We start from the raw sequence: 22040 nt of genomic DNA, 5'->3' as shown, positions 1-22040 counted from the left end.
AAAATTAAAAAAATATTGGATAAAAGCTTGACTTTGCGGCAAAACCTATTGTATAATACTTTCTGTCAGTTTGACTGGCAAGCATTGATAGCCGAATTGTGTAAAGGTAGCACGACAGACTCTGACTCTGTTTGTGAGGGTTCGAATCCTTCTTCGGCTGCCACTGAAAAAGCAGCTTTCCTTTGCGGAAAGCTGCTTTTTTTCTGATTCAGACACAGGCTTGCGCGCGGGTCGTGCCGCCCTTTCCATTAATATACCAGGTGATCGGGGTCGAGTCCGGACCATCCGCAGCCGGTCAGGGCGTCCAACGTCCGCATATCTGCTTCGTCAAGCGAAAAATCAAAAAGCCGTGCGTTTTCCGCAATGCGGGCGGGCGTGACGCTTTTGGGAAGCGGGATCACGTCATGCTGCAGCGCCCAGCGCAGACAGAGCTGCGCGACCGAGCGGCCGTATTTTTCCGACATGGCCTGGATTTCTGGCACCTGGAATATGCGGCCCGAGCCGAGCGGGCTCCAGCCCTCGACGGCCATGCCGTGCGTGCGGCAGAACGATACGGTCTCCTGCTGCGCCATGCCGGGATGGAACTCGATCTGGTCAACCATGGGCTTGACCGTACAGGAGCGCAGGATGTTTTCGATATGCCTGGGCCGGAAGTTTGACAGGCCGATCGCGCGGACCTTGCCGGCCTGATACAACGCCTCAAACGCGCGCCAGGTTTCAAGGTTGACCTCCTGCCAGTTGTCAAAGTATTTGGGGTCGTGCGGCCAGTGGATCAGGTAAAGATCCACATAATCCGTTCCCAGCGCGCAGAGAGAGCGGTCGCATGCGGCGAGCGTGGAACGGTAGCCCTGATCGGGATTCCACAGCTTTGTGGTGAGGAAAAGCGCGCCGCGCGGGATGCCGGAGGCGGCGACGGCCTCGCCCACGGCCTGTTCATTGTGGTAGGCGGTTGCGGTGTCGATATGCCGGTATCCCGCGGCGAGCGCAGCGGCAACCGAAGCGGCCGCCTGACTGGCGGGCGTTTTCCATGTGCCGAAGCCGACACAGGGGATGGCGGTGCCGTTTGCAAGCGGGATGCGGTCCTGGATATGGTTCATGGCGCTGGCTCCTTTTTCACATCTTTTCCTCAGTATAGCATAAACCGCGCCGTGCGGCAACAAAAGGCGCCGCTACGCCTGTTTGAGCGCGTCGCGCAGCTTCTCCAGCGCCCGCTTTTCGATGCGGGATACATAGCTTCGGGAGATCCCGAGCTGCTTGGCGATCTCCCGCTGGGGCAACGGGGCGGGCAGTCCCAGACCGTAACGCAGGCGGATGATCTCACGCTCTCGCGGGGAGAGACTGTGAGCGAGCGCTTGGTGCATGGCGTCATACCGGTCGTGGTCGTCAACCGCGGAAAGCCCGTCGTCCTCACAGCAGATTACGTCCTGCAGCGCGAGCGCGTTGCCGTCCCCGTCGGTGTCCAGCGCGTCCGAGAGCGACAGCTCGCCCGCGGATTTCCGCTTTTGGCGGAAGTGCATGAGCAGCTCGTTTTGGATACATTTGGAGGCATAGGTGGCCAGCTTGATGTTTTTATCCGGCTTGAAGGTGTTGACCGCCTTGATCAGCCCGATGGTGCCGATCGAGATTAAGTCGTCCTGTTCGGCGCTGGCGGCATAATATTTTTTGACGATATGCGCGACCAGCCGTAGGTTGTGCTCGATCAGCAGCGCGCGGGCCTTTTCATCCCCCTCCTCCTGCATCCGGCGCAGTAGCCGGCTCTCTTCTTCCGGCGTGAGCGGCTTGGGGAAGGAACCGTCTGCGCCCTGCACGCGCAGGACGAAGAAAAAGAATGCGCCGCCGAGCGCGAGCAGGGCGGGAAACAGCATAGGGCATGCACCTCGTTTCGGTTGGAATACCGCTACCCTATGCGCGCCGCAGGATGTCCTATGCCTGAGAAAATAGGGCTTGTATTTTGGCAAAATATCCAGTATAATATTAATACTAACGGCAAAATGCACGAGGAGGTGTAACAAATGCCAGGTGGACAGGAATACCTGAATGCAATCATGAGCTTTGCTCCGCTGGTCATTATCATCGTTCTGTTCTATTTCCTGCTGATCCGTCCGCAGCGCAAGCGCGACAAGGCGGAACGCGAGATGCGCAACTCGATTGCGGTGGGCGATGAGATTTCTACGATCGGCGGCTTCATTGGCCGTGTCGTCAACATCAAGGACGACGTGCTGATCATCGAGTCGTCGAACGACCGCACCAAGCTCAAGATTTACCGCTGGGCGATCCGCGGCAAGGAGGCCGAGCCGACCGAAACGGTCGAAGCCCCCAAGGATGCCAATAAGGACGCTAAGTAATATCCTTGATGCTTGCCGAATATGCTAAACTATCATATGTTCGGCGGGAGGATGCGTAAGCTATGAGAAAAACCAATGAGGGCCGGTCGCCGGCCGGCATTTTGTTGCCGTCCGCAGCGGCTGGCTTGTTGACAACCCTGTTTCTGATGCTGGTGGGAGCGGTTTTTGTCCAGCGCGGGACGCTGGAAGAAGGGCTGATCGCTCCGGTTGCCCTGGCCTTTCTGGCGCTTGGCTGTCTGGCAGCGGCGTTTATTTCCGCAAAGCGCGCCTCCGGCGGCAGATTCTTCTGGGCGCTCGGCGCGGGGATGTTGGTTTTTCTGATCCTGCTGGCCACAGGAGCCGCGCTGCTCGACCAGCCGGCACATATCGTACGTATTGCGATCAGCCTGCTCTGCGCGCTGGCCGCTTCGGCGCTCGGCGGCTTGGCGGGCGCCAGTATGCGCAAGAAAAAGCGTTACAGTCATTTGAAAAAGTAGGAGGGAATTATCATGAAGCATGTATCCACGCTGACCTCTGCCACCCTGAAGCAGACCGCGGCCCACGGCGGCTGCGGCGAATGCCAGACTTCCTGCCAGTCCGCCTGCAAGACCTCTTGCACGGTGGCCAACCAGAAGTGTGAACACGCGAAGTAACCGCGGGTTCCATGAAGTCAATCGCAAGGCGTGCCGGTCAAGGCGCGCCTTGTTTGCTGTATTATCGGAGGAAATAATAAAATGATCCATCGTTATGTGAAAAACGGGCTGCACTTCGTGCTGGATGTCAACTCCGGCGCGGTGCATGTGCTGGACGAGCTGTGCTATGCCGTGTCCGGTCTGATCGATGCCGATATGGCGGAAGCATGCCCGCAGGCGATCGTGGACGCATTGCCGCAGTATCCGGCGGAAGAGGTGCGCGAGGCCTATGGCGAGCTGTACGAGCTGAAGCGGGCTGGCCTGCTGTTTGCGGAGGACGACTATATCGATGTCAGCCGCTACATACCGGTCGGCGCGCCGGTCAAGGCGCTTTGCCTGCATGTCGCGCATGACTGCAACCTCAGGTGCAAATACTGCTTTGCATCCACTGGCGATTTCGGCCAGGGGCGCAAGATTATGCCGCCGGAGATTGCGAAAAAGGCGATCGATTTTGTGATCGCGCGTTCGGGAAAGCGGCATAATATCGAGGTGGACTTCTTCGGCGGCGAGCCGCTGATGGCGTGGGATACGGTTGTCCAGACGGTCGATTATGCCCGCAGTCTGGAGGAAAAGCATGGCAAAAAGTTCCGCTTTACCATCACCACCAACGGTTTGCTGCTTGATGCGGACAAGCAGGCGTATATCAACGAGAATATGGATAACGTCGTGCTCTCACTCGACGGGCGCCCGTCGGTCAACGATGAGTTCCGCAAGACCGTGTCCGGCGCGGGCAGCTATGACGTGATTGTACCTAAGTTCAAGGCGCTGGTCGATGCCCGTGATCCGGAAAAGGACTATTATGCGCGGGGTACGTTCACCTCGCACAACCTGGACTTTGCCGAGGACGTCGTCCATATTGCGGACGCGGGCTTCAACCGCCTTTCGGTCGAGCCGGTCACAGCGGACCCGGGCTGCGGCTATGACCTGACCGAGGCCGACCTGCCCCAGATAGAGGCCGAGTACGACCGCCTGACCGAGATCATGCTGGAGCGGAAAAAGGCGGGGAAGCCGTTCTCATTTTTTCACTTCATGGTCGATCTGGACCAGGGACCGTGCGTGGTCAAGCGGCTGCGCGGCTGCGGCGCGGGCTACGAGTATGTCGCGGTCACGCCGGACGGCGACATCTATCCCTGCCACCAGTTTGTCGGCAAGGAGGAATTCAAGCAGGGCAGCGTACTCGACAAGTCGTTCGATATGGACATCGCGGCCCGCTTTGCTGGCATGAATATTTATTCGCGCCCCAAGTGTCAGAAATGCTGGGCAAAGTTCTACTGCTCGGGCGGATGCTCGGCGGCAAATTACAATATGAACCACGATATGAACGATTCCTACGATCTGGGCTGCGAAATGGAGCGCAAACGCCTGGAATGTGCAATCTACTTGAAAGCAATGGATAAAATGTGCAATAATTGAGCACAGTGCCGATTAAGGTGAAGTTTTTGTAAAATTCGTTGCAGATGTGGTATATTGTGCCGTATAATGAATACTGTATTTTTCAGTGCTTCGTAAAGGAGATGATGGTATGCCGCATAATATCCGTGTAGCTGTAATCGGTGAGGATGAATATGTGCCGCGCCTAGTCCGCGCGATTCTGGACCGGCAGATCATCCCCGCCGGCAATATGTTCCTGTCCGAGCAGGACAAGGCGGCGGTCGAAGCGGCCGCGGGGCGCGGTGTGCAGCTCTGCGAAAGCAGCGCCGCGGCCGTGGTCAACAGCGAGATCGTGCTGGTCTGCGCATCCAGGCGTGAGATGGGGACCGAGCTTGCGCCGATTTCCCAGTGTACCCGCGGGCGGACGCTGGTCACCATCTGCGACAGCGGCGCAGTGGATATCGCGTTCGTCAAGGAGCGCGTGGTCTTTGGGACGGAGATCATCGCCGCTACCATCCACCGCGGCGAGGACGGCGGCCTGTATGCGACCTATGCGATCGACGACGGGGTGCGGCTGTTCCTGCACCAGCCCTGCCGCGATATGGTGGACGCGCTCTGCCGCTGAAGCGGGTTCTAAAAATTCCGAACCGAGAATATGCTGTTTCATGACCTTCCGTGAGGGGGAGACGTATGAAGAAACAGCATATTCTCGGTTTTTTTGATTCCCTGGTGCGCACGCCGGCGTTCCTGTTCCTGTGCGCCATGTTTTTGTGCGGCGCGCTGGCGGGCGGACTCACCGGCCTGCATGCCAGCGAGGGAGACAGTGCGGTCGAGCTGACCACCATGCTTGCAGCGCTGCCGGGGCAGGCGGTGAAAAGCGTGCTGTGCGCGGTGCTATGGGTGGCGCTGCCGCTGGTATGCGTGCTGCTGCGTCCGGCGGCGTTTTTCCTGTCCGGACTGGCAGCGGCGCGCGGCTTTGTGCTTGCGCTGACCGTAGCGGTCGGCGTCGGGCGGGAGGAAAGCCTGCTGCTTTCGCTGTGCGCGGCCGGCATACCCGCTGTGCTCAGCGTTTCCGCCCTGCTGGCGGCCTGCGCGATGGTGTGGCAGAGCGGGGAAACGACGGGGCGGTATTCGCTGCGTACCTGCCGCACACCGTATGCGCTCTGTATCCTGCTGGCCGTCTGCGGCGCGCTGCTCCGCGTGGGCTTTGCCGCGCTGTGGAGCCTGTGACGCGTGGCGGGACCGGATATTTCCCGACGAGGGCTTGCCCGCGCTTTCCCTTTTATAGTACAATGGGAAAAGGAGGGATAAGGATATGAACAAGGTAAAAATCACGGTGCTGAAAACCACGCTGGATGAAGAGCTCGCGCGGGAGTATGGGGCCGAGGGGCTGAAGGCCTGCCCGATGCTCCGCGAGGGACAGGTGTTCTACGCTGATTACGCCAAGCCGGACGGGCTGTGCGACGAGGCGTGGAAAGCCATCTACCAGTATGTATTCGCGCTGGCACACGGCGCGGGAAGGGAAACGTTTTATTATGGCGACTGGATCCGCAAGCCGGGCGTAGCGATCTGTAGCTGCAACGATGGGCTGCGGCCGGTCATCTTCAAGCTGGAGGCGACGGAGGAGCGGTCGGAAATCGATTATACCCCCTGCCGGTAAACAGGCTGCCGCGTGGGAAGCGTAAAAAAACAGGCCGCGCCGCGGCCTGTTTTTCTTATCTTCTGGAAGGCGGGCCTGCCGGAACGGTCTGCATCAGCAAGCGCCCTTTTCGCTGCAGAACGCAATCTTTTTCCCTTCCAGAATGAGGTTGGTCGTGCGCACGGCGCACATTTTGCCGCACATCGAGCATTGGTGCCGTTCGCTCGGCGGCACCTGGTTGTAAAATCGCTCGGCCTTTTCCGGATCGAGCGCGAGCGAGAACTGTCGTTCCCAATCCAGCCGGTGACGGGCCTCGGCCATAGCGTTGTCGCGGTCGCGCGCGCCGGGCAGGCCGAGCGCGATATCCGCCGCGTGCGCCGCGATTTTGCTGGCAGCGATCCCCTCGCGTACGTCGTTCTCATCCGGCAGGCGCAGATGCTCGGCCGGTGTGACGTAGCATAGGAAATTCGCGCCGGCCTGCGCCGCGATTGCGCCGCCGATCGCCGAGGTGATATGGTCATAGCCGGGCGCGATATCGGTTACCAGCGGGCCGAGGACATAGAACGGCGCGCCGTGGCACAGGCGCTTCTGCAGTTTCATGTTGGCTGCGATTTCGTCCATCGCCATATGGCCCGGCCCCTCGACCATGACCTGCACATCGCGCGCCCAGGCGCGGCGTGTCAGGCTGCCCAGCTCGATCAGCTCGCTGAGCTGGCCCGCGTCCGAGGCGTCGGCCAGGCAGCCGGGGCGCAGCGCGTCGCCGAGCGAAATGGTCACATCGTATTGGCGCAGGATGTCAAGCACATCGTCGTAATACTCGAAGAACGGGTTCTCGTGGCCGGTCGTCTGCATCCACGCGAACAGCAGCGAGCCGCCGCGCGATACGATATTCATTTTGCGCCCCTCGCGCATGAAGGCCTCGACCGCGCGGCGGTTGAGGCCCGCGTGGATGGTCATGAAGTCCACTCCCTCCCTGGCGTGCGCCTCTACCACGCGCAGGAAATCCTGCGCGGAGATCTCCAGCAGGTCCTTTTCCAGATACCCGATTGCATCGTACATGGGTACCGTGCCGATCATGGCGGGAGAAAGGTCGATGAGCTGCTGGCGGAACGTATTGGTCTTGCCGTAGTTGGACAGGTCCATGATGGATTCCGCGCCCATATCGATGGCCATGCGTACCTTGCGCATCTCCATCTCATAATCCTTGCAGTCGCCCGAAATGCCGAGGTTGACGTTGATCTTGACACGGGTGCCGTCGCCCACCGCCTCCGCGGACAGACTTTTGTGGTTGATGTTGGCCGGAATCGCAATCGTACCCTTTGCGACGCGTTCCATGATGAACTCGACCGGACGGTTCTCCTTTTTGGCGACCGTTTCGATCTCCGGCGTGACGATGCCGCGCTTGGCGGCGTCCATCTGGGTTGCATAGTTTCTCATGGCTTGCTGATGCTCCTTTTCTTATATTGTCACCCGAACACGGCGTTTCCCAGACCGCCGCAGCATGCGGTGCGCTCTGTCCGCGGCGGCGCGCCGTGTTCCGGCGGCTGACAAAAGGCTGCGGGAGAAAGTCCCCCTCCCGTGTGGGATGCCTGCGGTGGTCAGACGTACAGATAATCGGCCATGACCGGCTGAAGCCCGTGCCGGCAGATGGCATCATAGACCTCCTCGACCGAGCGCTCGTCCGAGATTTCAAACTGCTCGTCGCCCTTTTCCTCGCCCGAATGGCCGCCGATACCCACATCGACGCCTGCTGAGATCTTGGTCGCGGCGATGCCGATGATGTTGTCACGGAAGTCCGCGCGCTCGCGCGTCGAAATCGTGATGGACGCGAACGGCATGAATATGCGGTAGGCGCACACGACCTGCAGAAGCTGCGGCTCGTGTACGTCCTTCGGCCCCACCTTGTCGTTGTTGATGATCGGCCGCAGACGCGGGCAGGAGAACGCGATCTCCGCGTGCGGGTACTTGCGCTGGATGAGGTGGGCGTGCAGGCCGGTCGCGAACGCGTCCCTGCGGAAGTCGGACAGGCCGAGCAGCGCCGCGAAGCCCACGCCGCGCATGCCGCCCATCAGCGCACGCTCCTGCGCGTTCAGGCGGTAGGGGAAGATGCGCTTATGTCCGCCAAGGTGCAGGGTCTTGTATTTGTCCGCGTCGTAGGTTTCCTGGAATACGGTCACATAATCCACGCCGCACGCATGCAGGTAGGCGTATTCCTCTACGTTGAGCGGATAGATTTCGACGCCGATCACACGGAAATACTTGCGCGCGCACCTGGCCGTCTCGCCGATGTAGGAAACCGGCGACATGGAGCGGCTTTCGCCGGTGAGCAGCAGGATTTCCTGCAGGCCGGTGGCCGCGATCGCCTGCAGCTCCCGTTCGATCTCCTTCGCGTCGAGCTTGGCGCGGCGGATCTTGTTATGGCAGTTGAAGCCGCAGTAGACGCAGTAGTTTTCACAGTAGTTGGCGATGTACAGCGGGGTGAACATCTGCACCGAGTTGCCGAAGTGCTTCCGCGTTTCGGCCTGCGCGCGCCGCGCCATCTGTTCGAGGAAAGGCGCGGCCGCAGGCGACAGCAGCGCGGCGAAATCCTCGGGCTGCAGCACATCACGCTGCAGCGCGCGCTGCACATCCGCGGCGGTGTAGCGGTTCGCGTCGTAGGCGTTCATACGGGCGATAACCTCGTCCTGTATTTCCGAGCCGATGTCGTCCATGCCGGGCTGGTACGCCATGTGGTCGGTTTCGGCGGTGATATAGCTTGCGGAGACGATCTCCGTCTTGTTGTCGTTCATGAAAAAGTTCCTTTCCTGCGGTTTTCGGGGGGACGCGGCTCAATCGTGCAAAAAGCCGGTCAGCGGGGAGGAGGCGGACGCGGTTTCGCGCACGCGCCCTAATCCGGCGAGATACGCCGTGCGGCCCGCTTCGATCGCCTGCCGGAACGCTGCCGCCATCGCCGGAATGTCGCCCGCGGTGGCGATCGCGGTGTTTGCCATGACCGCGGCCGCGCCCATTTCCATGGCTTCGCAGGCCTGCGAGGGGCGGCCGATGCCTGCGTCCACGATGATGGGCAGGTCGATCTCGTCGATCAGGATCTGGATGAATTCCCGTGTCGTCAGGCCCTTGTTCGTACCGATCGGCGCACCGAGTGGCATGACGCACGCCGCGCCCGCGCCGGCCAGGTCGCGGGCAACATTCAGATCAGGGTACATGTACGGCATGACGATAAAGCCCTCTTTGGCGAGGATTTCGGTCGCGCGTATGGTTTCCTGATTGTCGGGCAGCAGGTATTTGCTGTCGCGCATGATCTCGATTTTGACAAAGTCGCCGCAGCCACATTCGCGCGACAGGCGCGCGATGCGCACGGCCTCCTCCGCGTTGCGCGCGCCCGAGGTATTGGGCAGCAGGGTCACGCCCGAGGGGATATAGTCCAGAATGTTGGCCACGCCGCCTTCATTCGCACGGCGCAGCGCGAGGGTAATGATCTGCGCGCCCGCGTGATGTACGGCGGCGTTGATCAGGTCGAGCGAATATTTGCCCGAACCGAGGATGAAGCGGGAGGTGAATTCATGCCCGCCCAGAATCAGCTTGTCTGCCATAAAAAGCACTCCTTTTTTTGTGAATTTTTGCTTGACCGGCTCGAAAAAGGTCGATATACTATGAAAAGGGAGAAAAATAAAAGATTTTGAGGTGCCAGTATGAAAAAGTTTATTGAGGAATTCAAGTCCTTCGCGCTGCGCGGCAACGTGATGGATATGGCGATCGGTGTTATCATCGGCGGCGCGTTCACCAGCATTGTGACCTCGCTGACCGATAACCTGATTAACCCGCTCCTCGGCTTGGCGGGCAACACCGACCTGAGCGCGTTCACACTGCAGATTGCGGGAATCGAACTCAAGTACGGCGCGTTCCTGACCTCGGTCATCAATTTCCTGATTATGGCGTTCGTGCTGTTCTGCATGCTCAAGGCGGTCAACAAGCTGACCAGCCTGGGCAGAAAGCCGGACGCGCCCGCCGCCCCGACGACCAAGAAATGCCCGTATTGCTGCAGCGATATCCCGATCGCGGCGACCAAATGCGCGCACTGCGCCTCTGAGTTGCCCCGTGAGGAGTAAGCGCCGACCCCATCCGGAAAAAGGCCCGCAGGGCCTTTTTCTTTTTTGCCCGTTACGGTTCGTGCTCGCCTAGCAGCAGGCGCAGCGTCATGGCCGCCTGGTGCGCCGCGCAGACTGCGACACGCGGCGCCATCAGCCCCAGCCCGTCGGATACATCGCTCATTCCGTCCCCGCAGAGGTACAGGCGGCCGAACCGCCGTTCCGTGCGGATGGCGTTGGCCGAGCCGAAGCCTGCCATGCCGCTGCCGGAGACGATAGGGGTTTTCGGCTGCTGTTCGAGCAGCGTTTCGATCAGCATGGCTTTCTGGTCGGGGCGGTCGAACGCCTCGCATACCACGTCGCAGCCCGCGAACAGACGGGCGGCGTTTGCCGGAATGATGCGCTCGGTATACGTTTCGTAATTTAAGTATGGATTGATTGCCTCTAGTTGTTCCAGGAGGGCGAGTGTTTTGGGGATGCCGATGTCTTTCATGGTATAGTGCTGGCGGTTGAGGTTGGTCACATCGACCACGTCGAAATCGACAAGCACTAGCCGGCCGACCCCGAGCCGCGCGAGCGATACGGCGATATGGGAGCCGAGTCCGCCCAGCCCCGCGATGCCGACCGCGGCGCGGTCGAGCTGCGCCTGAACAGCGGCGCCGTGCCGGCCGGAGAGCGCGTCGTGCAGCTCTTTCTGTGTTAAAACCATCGTATTCAGCCTCCGCCCACGAACTGTACGATCTCGACCGTGTCGGCGTCGCACAGCGTCTCCTCTGCAAAGCGGCTGCGCGGGATGATATGCCCGTTCTTTTCCACCGCCACGCGCTGCGGGTCAAGGCCGCGCGACTGCACAAGGGCCTGCACGGTCAGTAACGCAGGGCAGGGCTGTGTTTGTCCGTTTACTTTCATCAAAATACCCCCTCTTTTCCGCAAGAAAAAATGCCTCGGTTTCACCATGCGGTAAAACCGGGGCATTTGAATGTTCTGCGATGCGACAGCTTCCCTACGATGGTGTTAACCAACAGGTTCAAAAGGTTAGGCTCTCGCCCTCTCAGCCGCTCATCACGGCACCCTTGCTTGCAAACTCAGTATAGACCTGATCGGATACGGTTGTCAAGACGGAATTTTCACGGTATAATAAAAGAAACAAATGTTCGGTGGGAGGGGATGCTGTGGAACGCACGATCCTGCACTGTGACTGTAACGCGTTTTATGTCTCGGTGGAGACGCTACTCGACCCCACGCTGGCCGAAGGGCCGAGCGCGGTCTGCGGCGATCCGGAAAGCCGGCGCGGCATCATCCTTGCAAAAAATGAGAAAGCGAAAGCGTTCGGTGTACAAACGGCCGAGACCATCTGGCAGGCCAGGCGTAAGTGTCCAGACTTACGCCTGGTCGCGCCGCACCGGTCGGAGTATGTCAAATATTCACGCCGGTGCAACGAGTTGTACCTACAGTATACCGATCTGGTTGACCCGTTCGGTATTGATGAATCCTTTCTGGATGTAACCGGAACGGCACATCTGTTCGGCACGGGGGAGCAGATCGCGGACGAGCTGCGCCGCCGCATGCGCGTGGAGGTAGGGCTGACGATCTCGGTGGGCGTGTCGTTCAACCGCGCGTTCGCCAAGCTGGGCAGCGATTACAAAAAGCCGGACGGGACAACCGTGTTTTCGCGCGGGAATTACAAGGACAAGGTCTGGCCGTTGCCGGTCAGCGCGCTGCTGTATGTGGGTCGGCATGCGCTGGATAAGCTCAGCCGCCTGGGCGTGTATACCATAGGCGATCTGGCCGTGTGCGACCCTGCGTTCCTGCACGGCGTTTTCGGGAAAATGGGCGACACCCTGCTGTGCTACGCCCGCGGGGAGGACGACGAGCCGGTGCGCCCGTTTTACGAGGAGCGCGAGGTCAAATCCGTGGGGAACAGCATGACATTCGCGCATAATCTGGTGGGCGAGGACGAATGCCGGATGGGGCTGACCGCACTGTGCGACAATGTCGGCCGCCGCTTGCGGCGGCATGGGCTGGTGTGCCAGACCGTGCAGCTCGGCATCCGCGATCCGGAATTCCGCAACCGCTCGCGGCAGGTCACGCTGGAACGCCCGACCAATTCCACGCGCGCGCTGATCGATATTTCCATGGCCCTGTTGCGCGCGCACTGGCAGATCGGCAGGCCGATCCGGCTGCTGTCGGTCACGGCGGCGAACCTGCTGCCCGAAGCGCAGTCGTGCGAGCAGCTTTCCCTGTTTGACGCAGCGGAAGCGCGGCAGGCGCGCGAAAAGCAGCGCCGGCTGGACCGGACGGTGGATGCACTGCGGGAGCGGTTCGGAGACCAGTCGGTGGTGTTCGCCCACTCGGTAAAGAAAGAGGATAAGGAAAAAGAAGAAAATAAGCCCTGACAGTATCAGGGCTTATTGCTTCAGCGGCCGTCCCAGGCCTGACGCAGAAGCGCGGCGGCTTCGTCGATCTGGCGCTCGGTCAGGCCGGCGTAGCCGAGCACCAGCGTGGCCCGCGGCGGCTTGACCGGCGGCGTGTAATAGGCGGACAGACCGTAGACCCGCACCCCGACCGCGCGTGCCCGGTTGATCAGCTCGCCTTCCAGCATGCCGCTGCGCATATGCAGCAGCAGGTGCAGTCCGGCTTCGGAGCGCGAAACCTCGTGCGGCAGGCCGGCCAGCTCCCGGTCGAGCGCGGCCATGAGCGCGTCGCGCCGCGCTTGGTACACCTTGCGGCTGCGGCTGATATGCCGTTCGAAGCCCCCCGTGCGCATAAACGCGGCGAGCGTATGCTGGTCAAAGCTGGGTACGGTGGAGGAATAGAGCGAGAACTGCGCGCGGTAGCGGGCCATGAGCGCGTCCGGCAGCACCAGATAGCTGATGCGCAGGCCGGGCGCCAGGCTTTTGGCGAAGGTGTTGACATACACCACGCGGCCTGCGCGATCCAGCTCGCCCAGCGCGGGGATGGGGCGGGAGGCATAGCGGAACTCACTGTCGTAATCATCCTCGATGATATACCGGTCCGGAGCGGCGGAGGCCCAGCGCAGCAGCTCGAGCCGCCGCGCCGCGGGCATGACCGTGCCGAGCGGGAAATGGTGTGAGGGCGTCAGGTAGACCACGGAGGCGTCGCTCGCGGCGAGCGCATCCGCGCGCAGGCCCTGCTTGTCCAGCGGGATCGGGCGCGCTGTGATGCCGTTCACCGCGAAGATCTGGTACAGCTTGCGGTAGCCGGGGTTTTCCAATGCGTACACACGGTCGCGGCCCAAAAGCTGGATGACCAGATGCATCAGGTATTCCGACCCCGCGCCCACCAGAATATTGTCCGGCGACACGTTGATTCCGCGAAAATCGTACAGGTAGCGAACGATCTCCGCGCGCAGCTCAGACGCGCCGCAGGGGTCGGTCGCGCGCAGCAGGCGGTCGGAGTATTCGCTCAGCACGCTGCGCGATAGGCGCGCCCAGGTGGAAAACGGGAAGCAGCCGTTGTCCACGATGTTGGTGCGGAAATCATAACGGCAGACCGGCTCCGGAGCGTTACGCTGCGGTGCCTGCGCAGCCGCAACGCGGGGCGGGGCGGCCGGCACAGCGAGCTGACGCTGCACAAAATAGCCGCGCCGCGGCTCGGAAACCAGATAACCTTCGGCCAGAAGCTGGCTGTAAGCGGTTTCGACCGTGATCTGACTGATGCGCAGGTTGGCGGCGAGCTGCCGTTTGCTGGGCAGGCGTTCGCCGCCCGCGAGCGTGCCGGACATAATATCCGCGCGCACCGCGCGGTAGAGTTGTTCATACAGCGGGGTTTTGGCGTGCGGATCGAGATGATAGGTGAGCATAGAACCTCCTTGCAGGGTGTGGCCAAAAGTGGGCTTATTTGGCCGCCGCAAATGCGGCGGCTTCTGTTATCCAGCCCATCAGCTCCGCATCGAGCTGTGTCTCATCTGAGAGAAGTAGATGGTGCGTCCATCGGTTGGGGTACGGCTCGACCGCCATCCAGATGCGCGGTGAGGATATCCGGTACGGCAGCCCGATGCTGACCACGACAGACGGCTCGCCGACCTTGCGGCGCGGCAGGGAGACAAACGCAAACCCGTGCCGGTTTTCCAGGGTGATCTGGCTTTTCAGCACGCGGATATGGGTATCCGGACGGGCAGCCAGCACCTTGGCGGCAAAAGCCTGGTACAGTTCAAGCTCGCGCGGGCGGCGGTCAAAAAAACGCAGTACATCCATCGCAGAAAAATCCGGCATAGCAAATCCCTCCATGCTGGCATTGTTATCTTTACAATACCAGTATGAAGGGATAATGTCAATGATATATACGGTCACAGAACATGGTAGTGCGGGATGATATCCTCGTACCGGCCGTCCTTCCTGCGGAAGCCGCCGGGGATGACGCCGAGCTGTACAAAGCCGAGCCGCCGGTACAGCGCGAGCGCGGGCGCGTTGGTGCGGACGACCGCGTTGAATTGCAGCACACGGAAGCCGAGGTCCTTGGCGGCTTCCATGCAGTGCCGCACGAGCGTCTCCCCGATATGCTGCCCGCGCAGCCCGCTTTTTACGGCATAGCTCGCGTTGCAGATGTGGCCGCATCGGCCCACGTTGTTGGGATGCAGGATATAAAGGCCGACGGCCTGGCCGCTCTCCTGATCGACCGCAACGCCGGTAAAGGACTGCTCGCTAAAGAACGCCAGACCGGAGGGATGATCGAGCGTCTCGGTCTGCGGGAAAGCCATGCCCTCCTCGACGACCTCGTTCCAGATTGCGACCGCCGCCGCATTCAGCGACGGCTCAAATTTTTTGACAATAATATCCATGGTGAAGACTCCTTTTGGCTGCGTGCGGACACGGCGGTCAGACCAGTCCGAGCACGCGTACGATGTACAGCAGTACGGTCAGCGTCACCGCGCTGAACGCGGTGGTCACAACAACGATGGAGGAGGCGAGTTCCGCATCCCCGTGCAGCTTTTTCGCCATAACGTAGCCGGCCGGAGGGGCGGGCGTGCCAAGCATAATCAGGATGGTCACAAGCGCCTGCCCGCGGAAGCCCATCCAGACAGCAACCGGCAGGAACACGATCGGCAGGCCGACCAGCTTGATGAACGACGCAGCCGAGGTTGGTACGATCTTCTTGAACGCTTTGGCGCCCTCAAAGCTCGCGCCGATACTGAGCAGGGCGAGTGGCGTGGCGCAGTTTGCCAGCGCGTCGAGCGTTTTGGCCACCATGGCGGGGAACTCGACCTGCAGGAAAGAGAACGGCAGCGCGATCAGGATGCCGAGGATGATGGGGTTGGTGACTACGCCGTGAAGCGTGCGGCCCGCAAGCCCCTTTTTCTGAGAGGGTCCGGCGGCGCTCAGCGTGAGCGCAACGACCGAGAAAATATTGAACAGTGGTACGCTTGCCAGGATCATCAACGGCACTAGGCCGGCGTTGCCGTAAAGGTTCATCATAAAAGCCATGCCGAGGATCGCCTGGGAGCCGCGGAAAGCACCCTGGGTGAACGCGCCGACCATGGCCTTTTCGGGCAGCAGCAGGCTCGCGCCCGCCCAGATCACGAAGAACGAGAGCAGCGTCGCGCAGAAGCAGAACAGGAAAAAACGCAGGTCGAACTGCTCGGCGATGCTGTTAGAGGAGATGCTGCGGAAGAGAGAAATGGGCAGCAGCAATTTGAACACCAGGTTGTCCATATCCTTCATCGTGGCGGGAGAGAAAAAATGCCACCGCTGCAGCAGCTTGCCCAAAATAATCAGGACAAAAATTGGTACGGTGGCGTTGAGACAGAAAATCAGGTTATCCATTTGCGGCGCCCCCCATTCCGGCCTCTTCCTGCTGGAAGAAGTCCTGCAGCTTTTCCAGGCTCTGCGCCAGAATAGCAGCCTGCTCGGGCGAGAGCGTGTCCATGACCGACGCGATCATGCGGTCGTGGAACGCGCGGTGGTATTCGTAAGCCGCGCGACCCTTGTCGGTGAGCGTGACGTTGACCACGCGACGGTCGCTTTTGTCGCGCGAGCGCCGCACGAGATCTTTTGCCTCCAGCTTGTCGCAGGCCACGGTCAGGGTGGCCAGCGTGACGCCGATTGAGCGCGCGACCTCGCTCATGCGGATCGGCTCAAGCGCTCCGATTTTTTCGATGATATGGATTTCGGTGATCGAAACCGCGCTGCCCAGGCCTTCTGCCATGACGCGCTCCTCAATTTTATTGATGCGGCCGAACATATCGACCAGAAAGGAATTGAGCTGCTCTGCGCTGGCCATATATGCACCGCCTTCCCATCAGTTACTTATACTAACTAAATATTAGCATACCAAAACAAAAAAAGCAATAAAAAGGGCTTCCCTTTTGGGGGAAGCCCGAAAAAACAGGGAAGCTCAGTCCGCGAGAAGCTGCTGCTGCACGGTTTCAAAGCCCAGGCGGGCGATGGTGTCCGAAAAGCGCTCGCCCTGCCTGCCTTGGTCGCGGAACAGCGTCAGCGCGCGTTCGATGACCGCGAGCACCTCGTCCTTATCGGTGAAAATGCGGTCGAGCTTGCGGCCCATAGCGGTGCGCTTGCCCCAGCGCCCGCCGATATAGACCGCATAGCCCTGCACCTTGGCGCCGACCACGCCGAACGGACACTTCTGGTAGCAGCGCCCGCAGTGGTTACAAGCCTCGCTGTTGAAATCCAGCTTGCCGTCGCCCAGCTTGCTGGCGCCGATCGGGCAGGCCTTTTCAATTTGGCAGACCTTGCAGCCGCGGCACTTGTCCATATCGTGGGCGGGTACACGCTGGCCGATGACGCCAATATCGTTCAGGTCGGGCTTGACGCAGTTGTTCGGGCAGCCGCCGACCGCGATCTTGAACTTGTGCGGCAGGCGCTCCTCATGCCAGCCGATAAAAAACTTGTCGTGTATCTCGCGCGAGAGCGCATAGGTATCGATCAGGCCGTACTGGCAGGTTGTACCCTTGCAGGAAACGACCGGCCGGACCTTTGGGCCGGTGCCGCCGGTTTCCAGGCCGTACTCCTTGAGGAACGCGCGCATCGGCTCGATATTGTCATAGGGGACATGCTGGATCTCAACGGTCAGGCGGGTGGTCATGGCGATTTCGCCGTTGCCGAAGCGCTCGGCGGCTTCGGCGATCGCGCGACTTTCCGCGGCGGTGATCTTACCGTTACGGGTGATGACGCGGCCGTTAAAGCAATCCTTTGTGTTCTTATCCCGCAGGAAGCCAAGCCCTTTAACGCGCTTGATATCCTCGGCGGAGGGGATCGTACCCGCTGTGTTCATAATATTCCTCCTTGTCCTGATGCGGTTGGGGCGCTGTGCGGCGCGCCGCGCCGGTACGCGGCGGCACATGTGAAAGGACCGCACACTGTCTTTGTTTTTATTGTAACAGGATTATGCGGGGATAGCAATTATAATCTCAAGCAGGCGTGGTAATATCAGCCTTTTACGGCATAGGCTCCCATGATTGGGGGATTTATAAAAAAACCAGCCTCCGCAGGAGGCTGGTTTGCCGGATGCTCATTCCGCGGGCAGGAACAGCAGGTTCAGGTCGACCGGCCCTTCGATGCCGGAAATCCGGCCCTCGTCCGTATACTGCCACATGGCGAAGCCGCCCGGAAGGGAGGGGCTTGCCGTATAGTCCGCATACCAGACCGGATAGTGGTCGAGCTTTTCCATATCGTACATATTGTGCGCCCAGTCGGTATTGACATAGATCATGGGCAAGTAGCCGGCCTTGTAAATGCGCCGGCAGAAAGCGAGCGCGTTCAGCGTCGCCTGTTCGCCGCTCAGGCCGTCCGTCCGCGTCTGACCCGCTGAGTATTCCTCCTGGTCGTATACAACCGGATACCCGACCGGATAGTCGCGGATCAAATCGAGCAGGTAATCGGCCTCCTCCTCGGCCTCGGCTTCGTTCAGGGCCTGGGAGTAAAGGTAGACGCCCACCTGCAGGCCGGCGTCCGCGGCGCCCTGGATATTTTTTTCAAACGTATCGTCCGGCACGAGCCGGCCGGTTTCATAGCCGCGGTAGGCGGCGCGGATGATGGCGAATTCCGCGCCCGATTCCTTGACCGCCTGCCAGTCGATTTCCCCTTGGAAGGTGGAAACGTCGATGCCCGGCGAGGCGATAATATTTTTTCCGCTGTCCTCATATGTATAGAACGGGCTGCCGGTCTGCAGCAGGACATGATCCACCTGGATATTGCGCAGGCCGAGCGCGTTTTTGATGATGCTGTGGTGGGCGTGGTATGCCACGAATATGGTTACTGCGGTAGACACGAGGAAAACAGCGGCCAGCGCCAACAGCAGCAGCCGCCTGGATTTTTTCGCGCGGCGCTGCGGCCGGCGGGGGTAAAGAGGCTGACTCATAGACACTCCTTGAAGCATTGGTTAGGATATAAGGCATTATACCACAGGGAATTTTGTTTTTCCACAAAAAACGCAGGATTTCGACGATCAGGCGGTTAGACAGGCGGCAGGAGGGGGAAGAAATGAAGCGATCGGTTGTGGAGCATGCCGTGTTCGGCGTGTTGGGCGGCTTGGTCTACATGGGGATAGAGGTGTTGTGGCGCGGCCGCAGCCATCCGACCATGCTGCTGCTGGGCGGCGTGTGCTTTGTCGTGATCGGGCGGCTCAACGAGCGGCAGGGCTGCGCGCCGCCGCTCTGGGCGCAGGCTGCGGCCGGCGCGGCGGCGGTGACGTTGCTGGAACTGGCGACGGGGCTGATCGTAAACAGGTGGCTGGGATGGAATGTGTGGGATTACAGCGATATGCCCCTCAATTTTATGGGGCAGATCTGCCTGCCTTACAGCCTGGCATGGCTGCTTCTGAGCGCCGTGGCCGCAAGGCTGGAGGACGGGCTGCACGCCCTGGCGAACCGCATATGGATAGCGGTATGGCGATAAGGGAATGCATCCCGACCAGCGCCGGAAGGGCAAGCCGGTAAAACAAGGCCCCCCTGTTTTCAGGGGGGCCTTTCGGGATATGGAGCGGATGATGGGAGTCGAACCCACCTATGCAGCTTGGGAAGCTGCCGTTCTACCGATGAACTACACCCGCGGATAACGCTTTTATTGTAACCGCCGGCGCGCTATTTGTCAAGAGCCGGATTGAAACGAAATAAAATTTGGGGGAGGCGGCCGGCAGGGCGGCGGACAAAAAAGAGCGGGGAAAGCATCCTTTCCTTTTGCCGCGTGGTATGCTATACTGTATGATAGTTGGAAATCACAGACCGGCGGAGAGGAGAGCTCATGTTCAAAAGAAGAAATAAACCGGCAAAGGCAGAAAGCGCGGTAGAAACGCGCAGGCGGGTGCGGCGGCGGCTGACCATCCGCGGCGTGCTGTCCTTTTTTATCATTCTGACGTTCATCCGTTCGGCTTTCATGCACCGCTATGAGAATATGTTCGTGGCGCTGCTCGCGCTGATCCTGTTCTGCGTACCCATGCTGATCGAGCGCAGCTTGGCAATCGATATCCCGCCTTTGATGGAGGGGATCATCTACTGCTTTATCTATGCGGCGGAAATACTGGGCGAAATCAACTCGTTTTATACGATCATACCCGGCTGGGACACCATGCTGCACACTATCAACGGCTTTCTGGTCGCGGCGGTCGGCTTCTCCCTGATCGATCTGTTCAACCGGAGTGAGCGGTTTTCCTTTAAGCTGTCGCCGCTGTTCCTGGCGATCGTGGCGTTCTGCTTTTCCATGACGGTTGGCGTTTTGTGGGAGTTTTTTGAATTCGGCATGGATCAGTTTTTCGGAACGGATATGCAAAAGGATTTCCTCGTCCAAACGGTCAATTCCGTGTCCCTCAACCCCACGGGTCTCAACACGGTCGTGCATGAACCGATCGAGAGCCTGATCGTTAACGGGAAGGACTGGATGCAGTTCCCAGGCGGCTATCTGGATATCGGCCTGATCGACACGATGAAGGATCTGCTGGTGAATTTTGTCGGCGCGGTCATTTTTTCCGCGATCGGGTTCTTTTACGTCAAGACCCGCGGCAGGGGGAAGCTGGCGGCGTCGCTTATCCCCATCGTGCTTGATCCGGATGAGGCGGAGCAGCAGGATAAAACGGAAAAAACACAAAAAAACGCGGGGGACAGGGAACCGGACGGCGGCGGCTCCGTCTAACCCTTCAGAGAATCAGGAAAGGGGAATCCCAAACACATGAAAAAAAGACTGACCGCGGCTTCGCTTGCGGCGCTGATGGCGGTAACGACACTGCCGATTTCCGCATGCGCCGCCGCCTCGAATGAAACAGACGGCGCGCCCGTGCCGCAGCTTAATACGGCCGACCACATGCAGTATATGAACGGCTATGCGGACGGCACGTTCCGGCCGGATATCCCGATCATCCGCGCGGAGGCGTGCAAGCTGATCGCTTCACTCCTGACCACAAAAGCGGCAAACGGGGATCATCTGTTCACGGATGTGGACGTTTCCGCGTGGTACGCGGACGCGGTGCGCCAGATGGCTGGCTTCGGCCTGGTGAGCGGCTATGCGGACGGCACGTTCCTGCCGGACATGGCGATTACCCGCGCGGAGTTCGTCACCATCCTCGCGCGCTTCCCGCATGATGATATCGGCACGGAGCGGACGTTTGCCGACGTACCCGCCTCCCACTGGGCGCACGGCGCGGTGCAGACCGCGCTGGCGCAGGGCTGGATCTCCGGCGACCCGTCCGGCCTGTTCCGGCCGGACGACCCGATCACCCGCGCGGAAACCGTCGCCATCCTCAACCGCGTGCTGGGCCGTGCGGGCGACGCGGTGACGGCTGCTACCAGCGAGGGCATCCGCATCATGCCGGACGTGCCGGATACGCACTGGGCTTATCTGGACATGCTGGAAGCGACCACAGACCACGAATATGAGATAACCGACGGGATCGAGAGCTGGACCGGCTTTGACAGGGAGGTTTCCGGTCTGGCGGAAGGTTGGCAGAACATAAGCGGCATGCTGTTCCATGTCAACGCGGACGGGCAGTTTGATCACAACGTGGTGATCGACAATCTGGAGCTGGACCGTAACGGCCGCTACACGACCGGCTCGGAGGAGCTGGATCGGTTGCTCGCTCCGGCGGTGGGCAACGTGCTGAAGGACGGATTGACCCAGATGGAGCGCCTGAGGGCGGTATACTTGTACGCCAAGGGTTCGTTTGGCTATCTGGGCATTGGCGAGGTCGATACCTCCAAGGCCGGCTGGGAGATCGAGCAGGCGATCAACATGCTCAAAACGGGCAGGGGAAACTGCTACTCCTGGGCATCCCTGTTCACCTATCTGGCGCGCCAGGTCGGCTATGATGCCAAGACGGTCGTCGGCACGGGCGTCAGCCCCAAGGGCAGCGAATCGGTACACGCTTGGACCGAGATCACAATCGACGGCACAGCCTATACATTCGACCCGCAGATCGAGAGTGTTTACGCCGCCCGTTATGACGAGTACTACGACCTGTTTATGAAGCCCTACGGCGAAGCGGAATGGGGCTACAAGAAATCCGACGAGCCTCAGTCGCCGGAGGAACCGCAGGAGCCGGAGGCGGACGCCGCTCTGGTTTCGCTGATGGAAAAGGTCTATGGCAATAAGCCGTACGGCGGCATGGTCATGCAGACTCCGCTGTACAGCGGCATGGGCGCGGACGGCATGAGCCGCGGGCTGCAGTGGTACCTCGGCACCGAGGATATCGCGTTTGAGGCCGGCCTTGCCTCCGAGTCCGCGATCACCTCGCAGGCGCACTCGGTGGTCCTGCTCCGCCTTGCGGACGGTGCGGACGTGGACGCGGCCAAGAGCAAGCTGGCCGAAAGCGTGGACCCGCGCAAGTGGATCTGCGTGGGCGTGGCGGACGAAAACGTCAAGATCGACAGCGTCGGCAATCTGGTCTGCGTAATCATGGATGATGAAAACGCGGACTATTATCTGGAAAATTTCCGCTCGATCGCCGTAGCGGAGTAAGCGTT

At 60.3% G+C, this 22040-nt stretch carries 26 protein-coding genes, 2 tRNA genes and 1 riboswitch; of the genes, 13 read left to right on the top strand and 15 right to left on the bottom strand.

Going from position 1 to position 22040, the window contains the following annotated elements; translation table 11 throughout:
* The first annotated feature begins 89 nt into the window (after nucleotides 1–89).
* Nucleotides 90–163, top strand: a tRNA-Gln gene (locus DBQ51_RS05945).
* Nucleotides 164–248: 85 nt separating this feature from the next.
* Here DBQ51_RS05945 and DBQ51_RS05940 read toward each other — a convergent pair.
* Together DBQ51_RS05940 and sigK are read right to left on the bottom strand one after the other, a co-directional pair.
* A complete protein-coding gene (locus DBQ51_RS05940; protein ID WP_107631018.1) occupies nucleotides 249–1097 on the bottom strand; it encodes an aldo/keto reductase in 849 nt (282 codons plus the stop codon).
* Nucleotides 1098–1169: 72 nt separating this feature from the next.
* Nucleotides 1170–1865, bottom strand: coding sequence for an RNA polymerase sporulation sigma factor SigK (sigK, locus tag DBQ51_RS05935; protein ID WP_107631017.1), 696 nt, complete (start codon nucleotides 1863–1865; stop codon nucleotides 1170–1172).
* Between the two features lie 147 nt (nucleotides 1866–2012).
* Between sigK and yajC the strand changes: the two genes are divergently transcribed.
* The 7 genes from yajC (at nucleotide 2013) to DBQ51_RS05900 (ending at nucleotide 6047) form a co-directional block, all read left to right on the top strand.
* Entirely contained in the window at nucleotides 2013–2345 is a 333-nt protein-coding gene (gene yajC / locus DBQ51_RS05930; protein WP_054326700.1) for a preprotein translocase subunit YajC, read from the top strand.
* Between the two features lie 62 nt (nucleotides 2346–2407).
* Entirely contained in the window at nucleotides 2408–2821 is a 414-nt protein-coding gene (locus DBQ51_RS05925; protein WP_054326701.1) for a TIGR04086 family membrane protein, read from the top strand.
* A 12-nt stretch (nucleotides 2822–2833) separates the two neighbouring features.
* Nucleotides 2834–2977, top strand: a complete 144-nt coding sequence (gene scfA, locus DBQ51_RS05920; protein WP_078096990.1) for a six-cysteine ranthipeptide SCIFF — start codon at nucleotides 2834–2836, stop codon at nucleotides 2975–2977.
* An 81-nt stretch (nucleotides 2978–3058) separates the two neighbouring features.
* Nucleotides 3059–4429: a thioether cross-link-forming SCIFF peptide maturase gene (gene scfB / locus DBQ51_RS05915; protein WP_107631015.1), complete on the top strand. Its 1371-nt coding sequence runs from the start codon at nucleotides 3059–3061 to the stop codon at nucleotides 4427–4429.
* Between the two features lie 109 nt (nucleotides 4430–4538).
* Complete coding sequence (locus DBQ51_RS05910) at nucleotides 4539–5012, top strand: hypothetical protein (protein ID WP_054326702.1); 474 nt, start codon at nucleotides 4539–4541, stop codon at nucleotides 5010–5012.
* 65 nt (nucleotides 5013–5077) lie between these two features.
* A complete protein-coding gene (locus DBQ51_RS05905; protein ID WP_107631014.1) occupies nucleotides 5078–5617 on the top strand; it encodes a hypothetical protein in 540 nt (179 codons plus the stop codon).
* Between the two features lie 85 nt (nucleotides 5618–5702).
* On the top strand, nucleotides 5703–6047 hold the full coding sequence (locus DBQ51_RS05900) for a TIGR04076 family protein (protein ID WP_107631013.1): 345 nt from the start codon (nucleotides 5703–5705) through the stop codon (nucleotides 6045–6047).
* A 93-nt stretch (nucleotides 6048–6140) separates the two neighbouring features.
* Here the strand turns inward: DBQ51_RS05900 and thiC are convergent, their stop codons facing one another.
* The 3 genes from thiC to DBQ51_RS05885 all read right to left on the bottom strand — a co-directional run bounded on the left by thiC (nucleotide 6141) and on the right by DBQ51_RS05885 (nucleotide 9619).
* Nucleotides 6141–7463, bottom strand: coding sequence for a phosphomethylpyrimidine synthase ThiC (thiC, locus tag DBQ51_RS05895; protein WP_107631012.1), 1323 nt, complete (start codon nucleotides 7461–7463; stop codon nucleotides 6141–6143).
* 161 nt (nucleotides 7464–7624) lie between these two features.
* Nucleotides 7625–8815, bottom strand: coding sequence for a 2-iminoacetate synthase ThiH (thiH, locus tag DBQ51_RS05890; protein WP_107631011.1), 1191 nt, complete (start codon nucleotides 8813–8815; stop codon nucleotides 7625–7627).
* Between the two features lie 39 nt (nucleotides 8816–8854).
* Nucleotides 8855–9619 (bottom strand): thiazole synthase, encoded by a 765-nt coding sequence (locus DBQ51_RS05885; RefSeq protein ID WP_054326707.1) that lies wholly within the window; start codon nucleotides 9617–9619, stop codon nucleotides 8855–8857.
* Between the two features lie 99 nt (nucleotides 9620–9718).
* Between DBQ51_RS05885 and mscL the strand changes: the two genes are divergently transcribed.
* A complete protein-coding gene (gene mscL / locus DBQ51_RS05880; protein ID WP_054326708.1) occupies nucleotides 9719–10135 on the top strand; it encodes a large conductance mechanosensitive channel protein MscL in 417 nt (138 codons plus the stop codon).
* A gap of 52 nt (nucleotides 10136–10187) precedes the next feature.
* On the opposite strand, the gene thiF is transcribed toward mscL, so the two are convergent.
* Complete coding sequence (thiF, locus tag DBQ51_RS05875) at nucleotides 10188–10823, bottom strand: sulfur carrier protein ThiS adenylyltransferase ThiF (protein ID WP_054326709.1); 636 nt, start codon at nucleotides 10821–10823, stop codon at nucleotides 10188–10190.
* Between the two features lie 5 nt (nucleotides 10824–10828).
* Nucleotides 10829–11023 (bottom strand): sulfur carrier protein ThiS, encoded by a 195-nt coding sequence (gene thiS / locus DBQ51_RS05870; protein WP_054326710.1) that lies wholly within the window; start codon nucleotides 11021–11023, stop codon nucleotides 10829–10831.
* 73 nt (nucleotides 11024–11096) lie between these two features.
* Nucleotides 11097–11199, bottom strand: a riboswitch (TPP riboswitch).
* An 87-nt stretch (nucleotides 11200–11286) separates the two neighbouring features.
* On the opposite strand from thiS, the gene dinB reads away from it, so the two are divergent.
* The gene (gene dinB, locus DBQ51_RS05865; protein WP_107631010.1) at nucleotides 11287–12510 is read left to right on the top strand and encodes a DNA polymerase IV; all 1224 of its coding nucleotides are present in this window, start codon (nucleotides 11287–11289) and stop codon (nucleotides 12508–12510) included.
* Nucleotides 12511–12530: 20 nt separating this feature from the next.
* Here dinB and pdxR read toward each other — a convergent pair whose 3' ends face one another.
* The 7 genes from pdxR to DBQ51_RS05830 all read right to left on the bottom strand — a co-directional run bounded on the left by pdxR (nucleotide 12531) and on the right by DBQ51_RS05830 (nucleotide 18451).
* Nucleotides 12531–13937 (bottom strand): MocR-like pyridoxine biosynthesis transcription factor PdxR, encoded by a 1407-nt coding sequence (gene pdxR, locus DBQ51_RS05860; protein ID WP_107631009.1) that lies wholly within the window; start codon nucleotides 13935–13937, stop codon nucleotides 12531–12533.
* Between the two features lie 34 nt (nucleotides 13938–13971).
* Nucleotides 13972–14349, bottom strand: coding sequence for a DUF5655 domain-containing protein (locus tag DBQ51_RS05855; RefSeq protein WP_242977842.1), 378 nt, complete (start codon nucleotides 14347–14349; stop codon nucleotides 13972–13974).
* 74 nt (nucleotides 14350–14423) lie between these two features.
* The gene (locus DBQ51_RS05850; RefSeq protein WP_107631008.1) at nucleotides 14424–14915 is read right to left on the bottom strand and encodes a GNAT family N-acetyltransferase; all 492 of its coding nucleotides are present in this window, start codon (nucleotides 14913–14915) and stop codon (nucleotides 14424–14426) included.
* Between the two features lie 37 nt (nucleotides 14916–14952).
* Nucleotides 14953–15897, bottom strand: a complete 945-nt coding sequence (locus tag DBQ51_RS05845; protein ID WP_107631007.1) for an AEC family transporter — start codon at nucleotides 15895–15897, stop codon at nucleotides 14953–14955.
* Nucleotides 15890–16354 carry a MarR family winged helix-turn-helix transcriptional regulator gene (locus tag DBQ51_RS05840; RefSeq protein ID WP_054326715.1) on the bottom strand — a complete coding sequence of 155 codons (465 nt, stop codon included), beginning with the start codon at nucleotides 16352–16354 and terminating at the stop codon, nucleotides 15890–15892. Before DBQ51_RS05840 ends, DBQ51_RS05845 begins: the two co-directional genes overlap by 8 nt.
* 114 nt (nucleotides 16355–16468) lie before the next feature.
* On the bottom strand, nucleotides 16469–17365 hold the full coding sequence (locus DBQ51_RS05835; protein WP_277997733.1) for a 4Fe-4S dicluster domain-containing protein: 897 nt from the start codon (nucleotides 17363–17365) through the stop codon (nucleotides 16469–16471).
* Nucleotides 17366–17602: 237 nt separating this feature from the next.
* On the bottom strand, nucleotides 17603–18451 hold the full coding sequence (locus DBQ51_RS05830; protein ID WP_159068082.1) for a glycoside hydrolase family 25 protein: 849 nt from the start codon (nucleotides 18449–18451) through the stop codon (nucleotides 17603–17605).
* Between the two features lie 122 nt (nucleotides 18452–18573).
* Between DBQ51_RS05830 and DBQ51_RS05825 the strand changes: the two genes are divergently transcribed.
* Nucleotides 18574–18987 (top strand): putative ABC transporter permease, encoded by a 414-nt coding sequence (locus DBQ51_RS05825; RefSeq protein ID WP_054326719.1) that lies wholly within the window; start codon nucleotides 18574–18576, stop codon nucleotides 18985–18987.
* An 80-nt stretch (nucleotides 18988–19067) separates the two neighbouring features.
* On the opposite strand, the gene DBQ51_RS05820 is transcribed toward DBQ51_RS05825, so the two are convergent.
* A tRNA-Gly gene (locus tag DBQ51_RS05820) sits at nucleotides 19068–19141 on the bottom strand.
* Between the two features lie 191 nt (nucleotides 19142–19332).
* Here DBQ51_RS05820 and DBQ51_RS05815 point away from each other — a divergent pair.
* Nucleotides 19333–20217 (top strand): hypothetical protein, encoded by an 885-nt coding sequence (locus DBQ51_RS05815; protein ID WP_107631004.1) that lies wholly within the window; start codon nucleotides 19333–19335, stop codon nucleotides 20215–20217.
* A gap of 36 nt (nucleotides 20218–20253) precedes the next feature.
* Nucleotides 20254–22035 carry an S-layer homology domain-containing protein gene (locus DBQ51_RS05810; protein ID WP_054326720.1) on the top strand — a complete coding sequence of 594 codons (1782 nt, stop codon included), beginning with the start codon at nucleotides 20254–20256 and terminating at the stop codon, nucleotides 22033–22035.
* Nucleotides 22036–22040 lie beyond the last annotated feature (5 nt).

Source organism: Agathobaculum massiliense (assembly GCF_900291975.1).
Lineage (GTDB): Bacteria > Bacillota > Clostridia > Oscillospirales > Butyricicoccaceae > Agathobaculum > Agathobaculum ammoniilyticum.
This window is presented reverse-complemented; position numbering and strand designations above follow the sequence as displayed.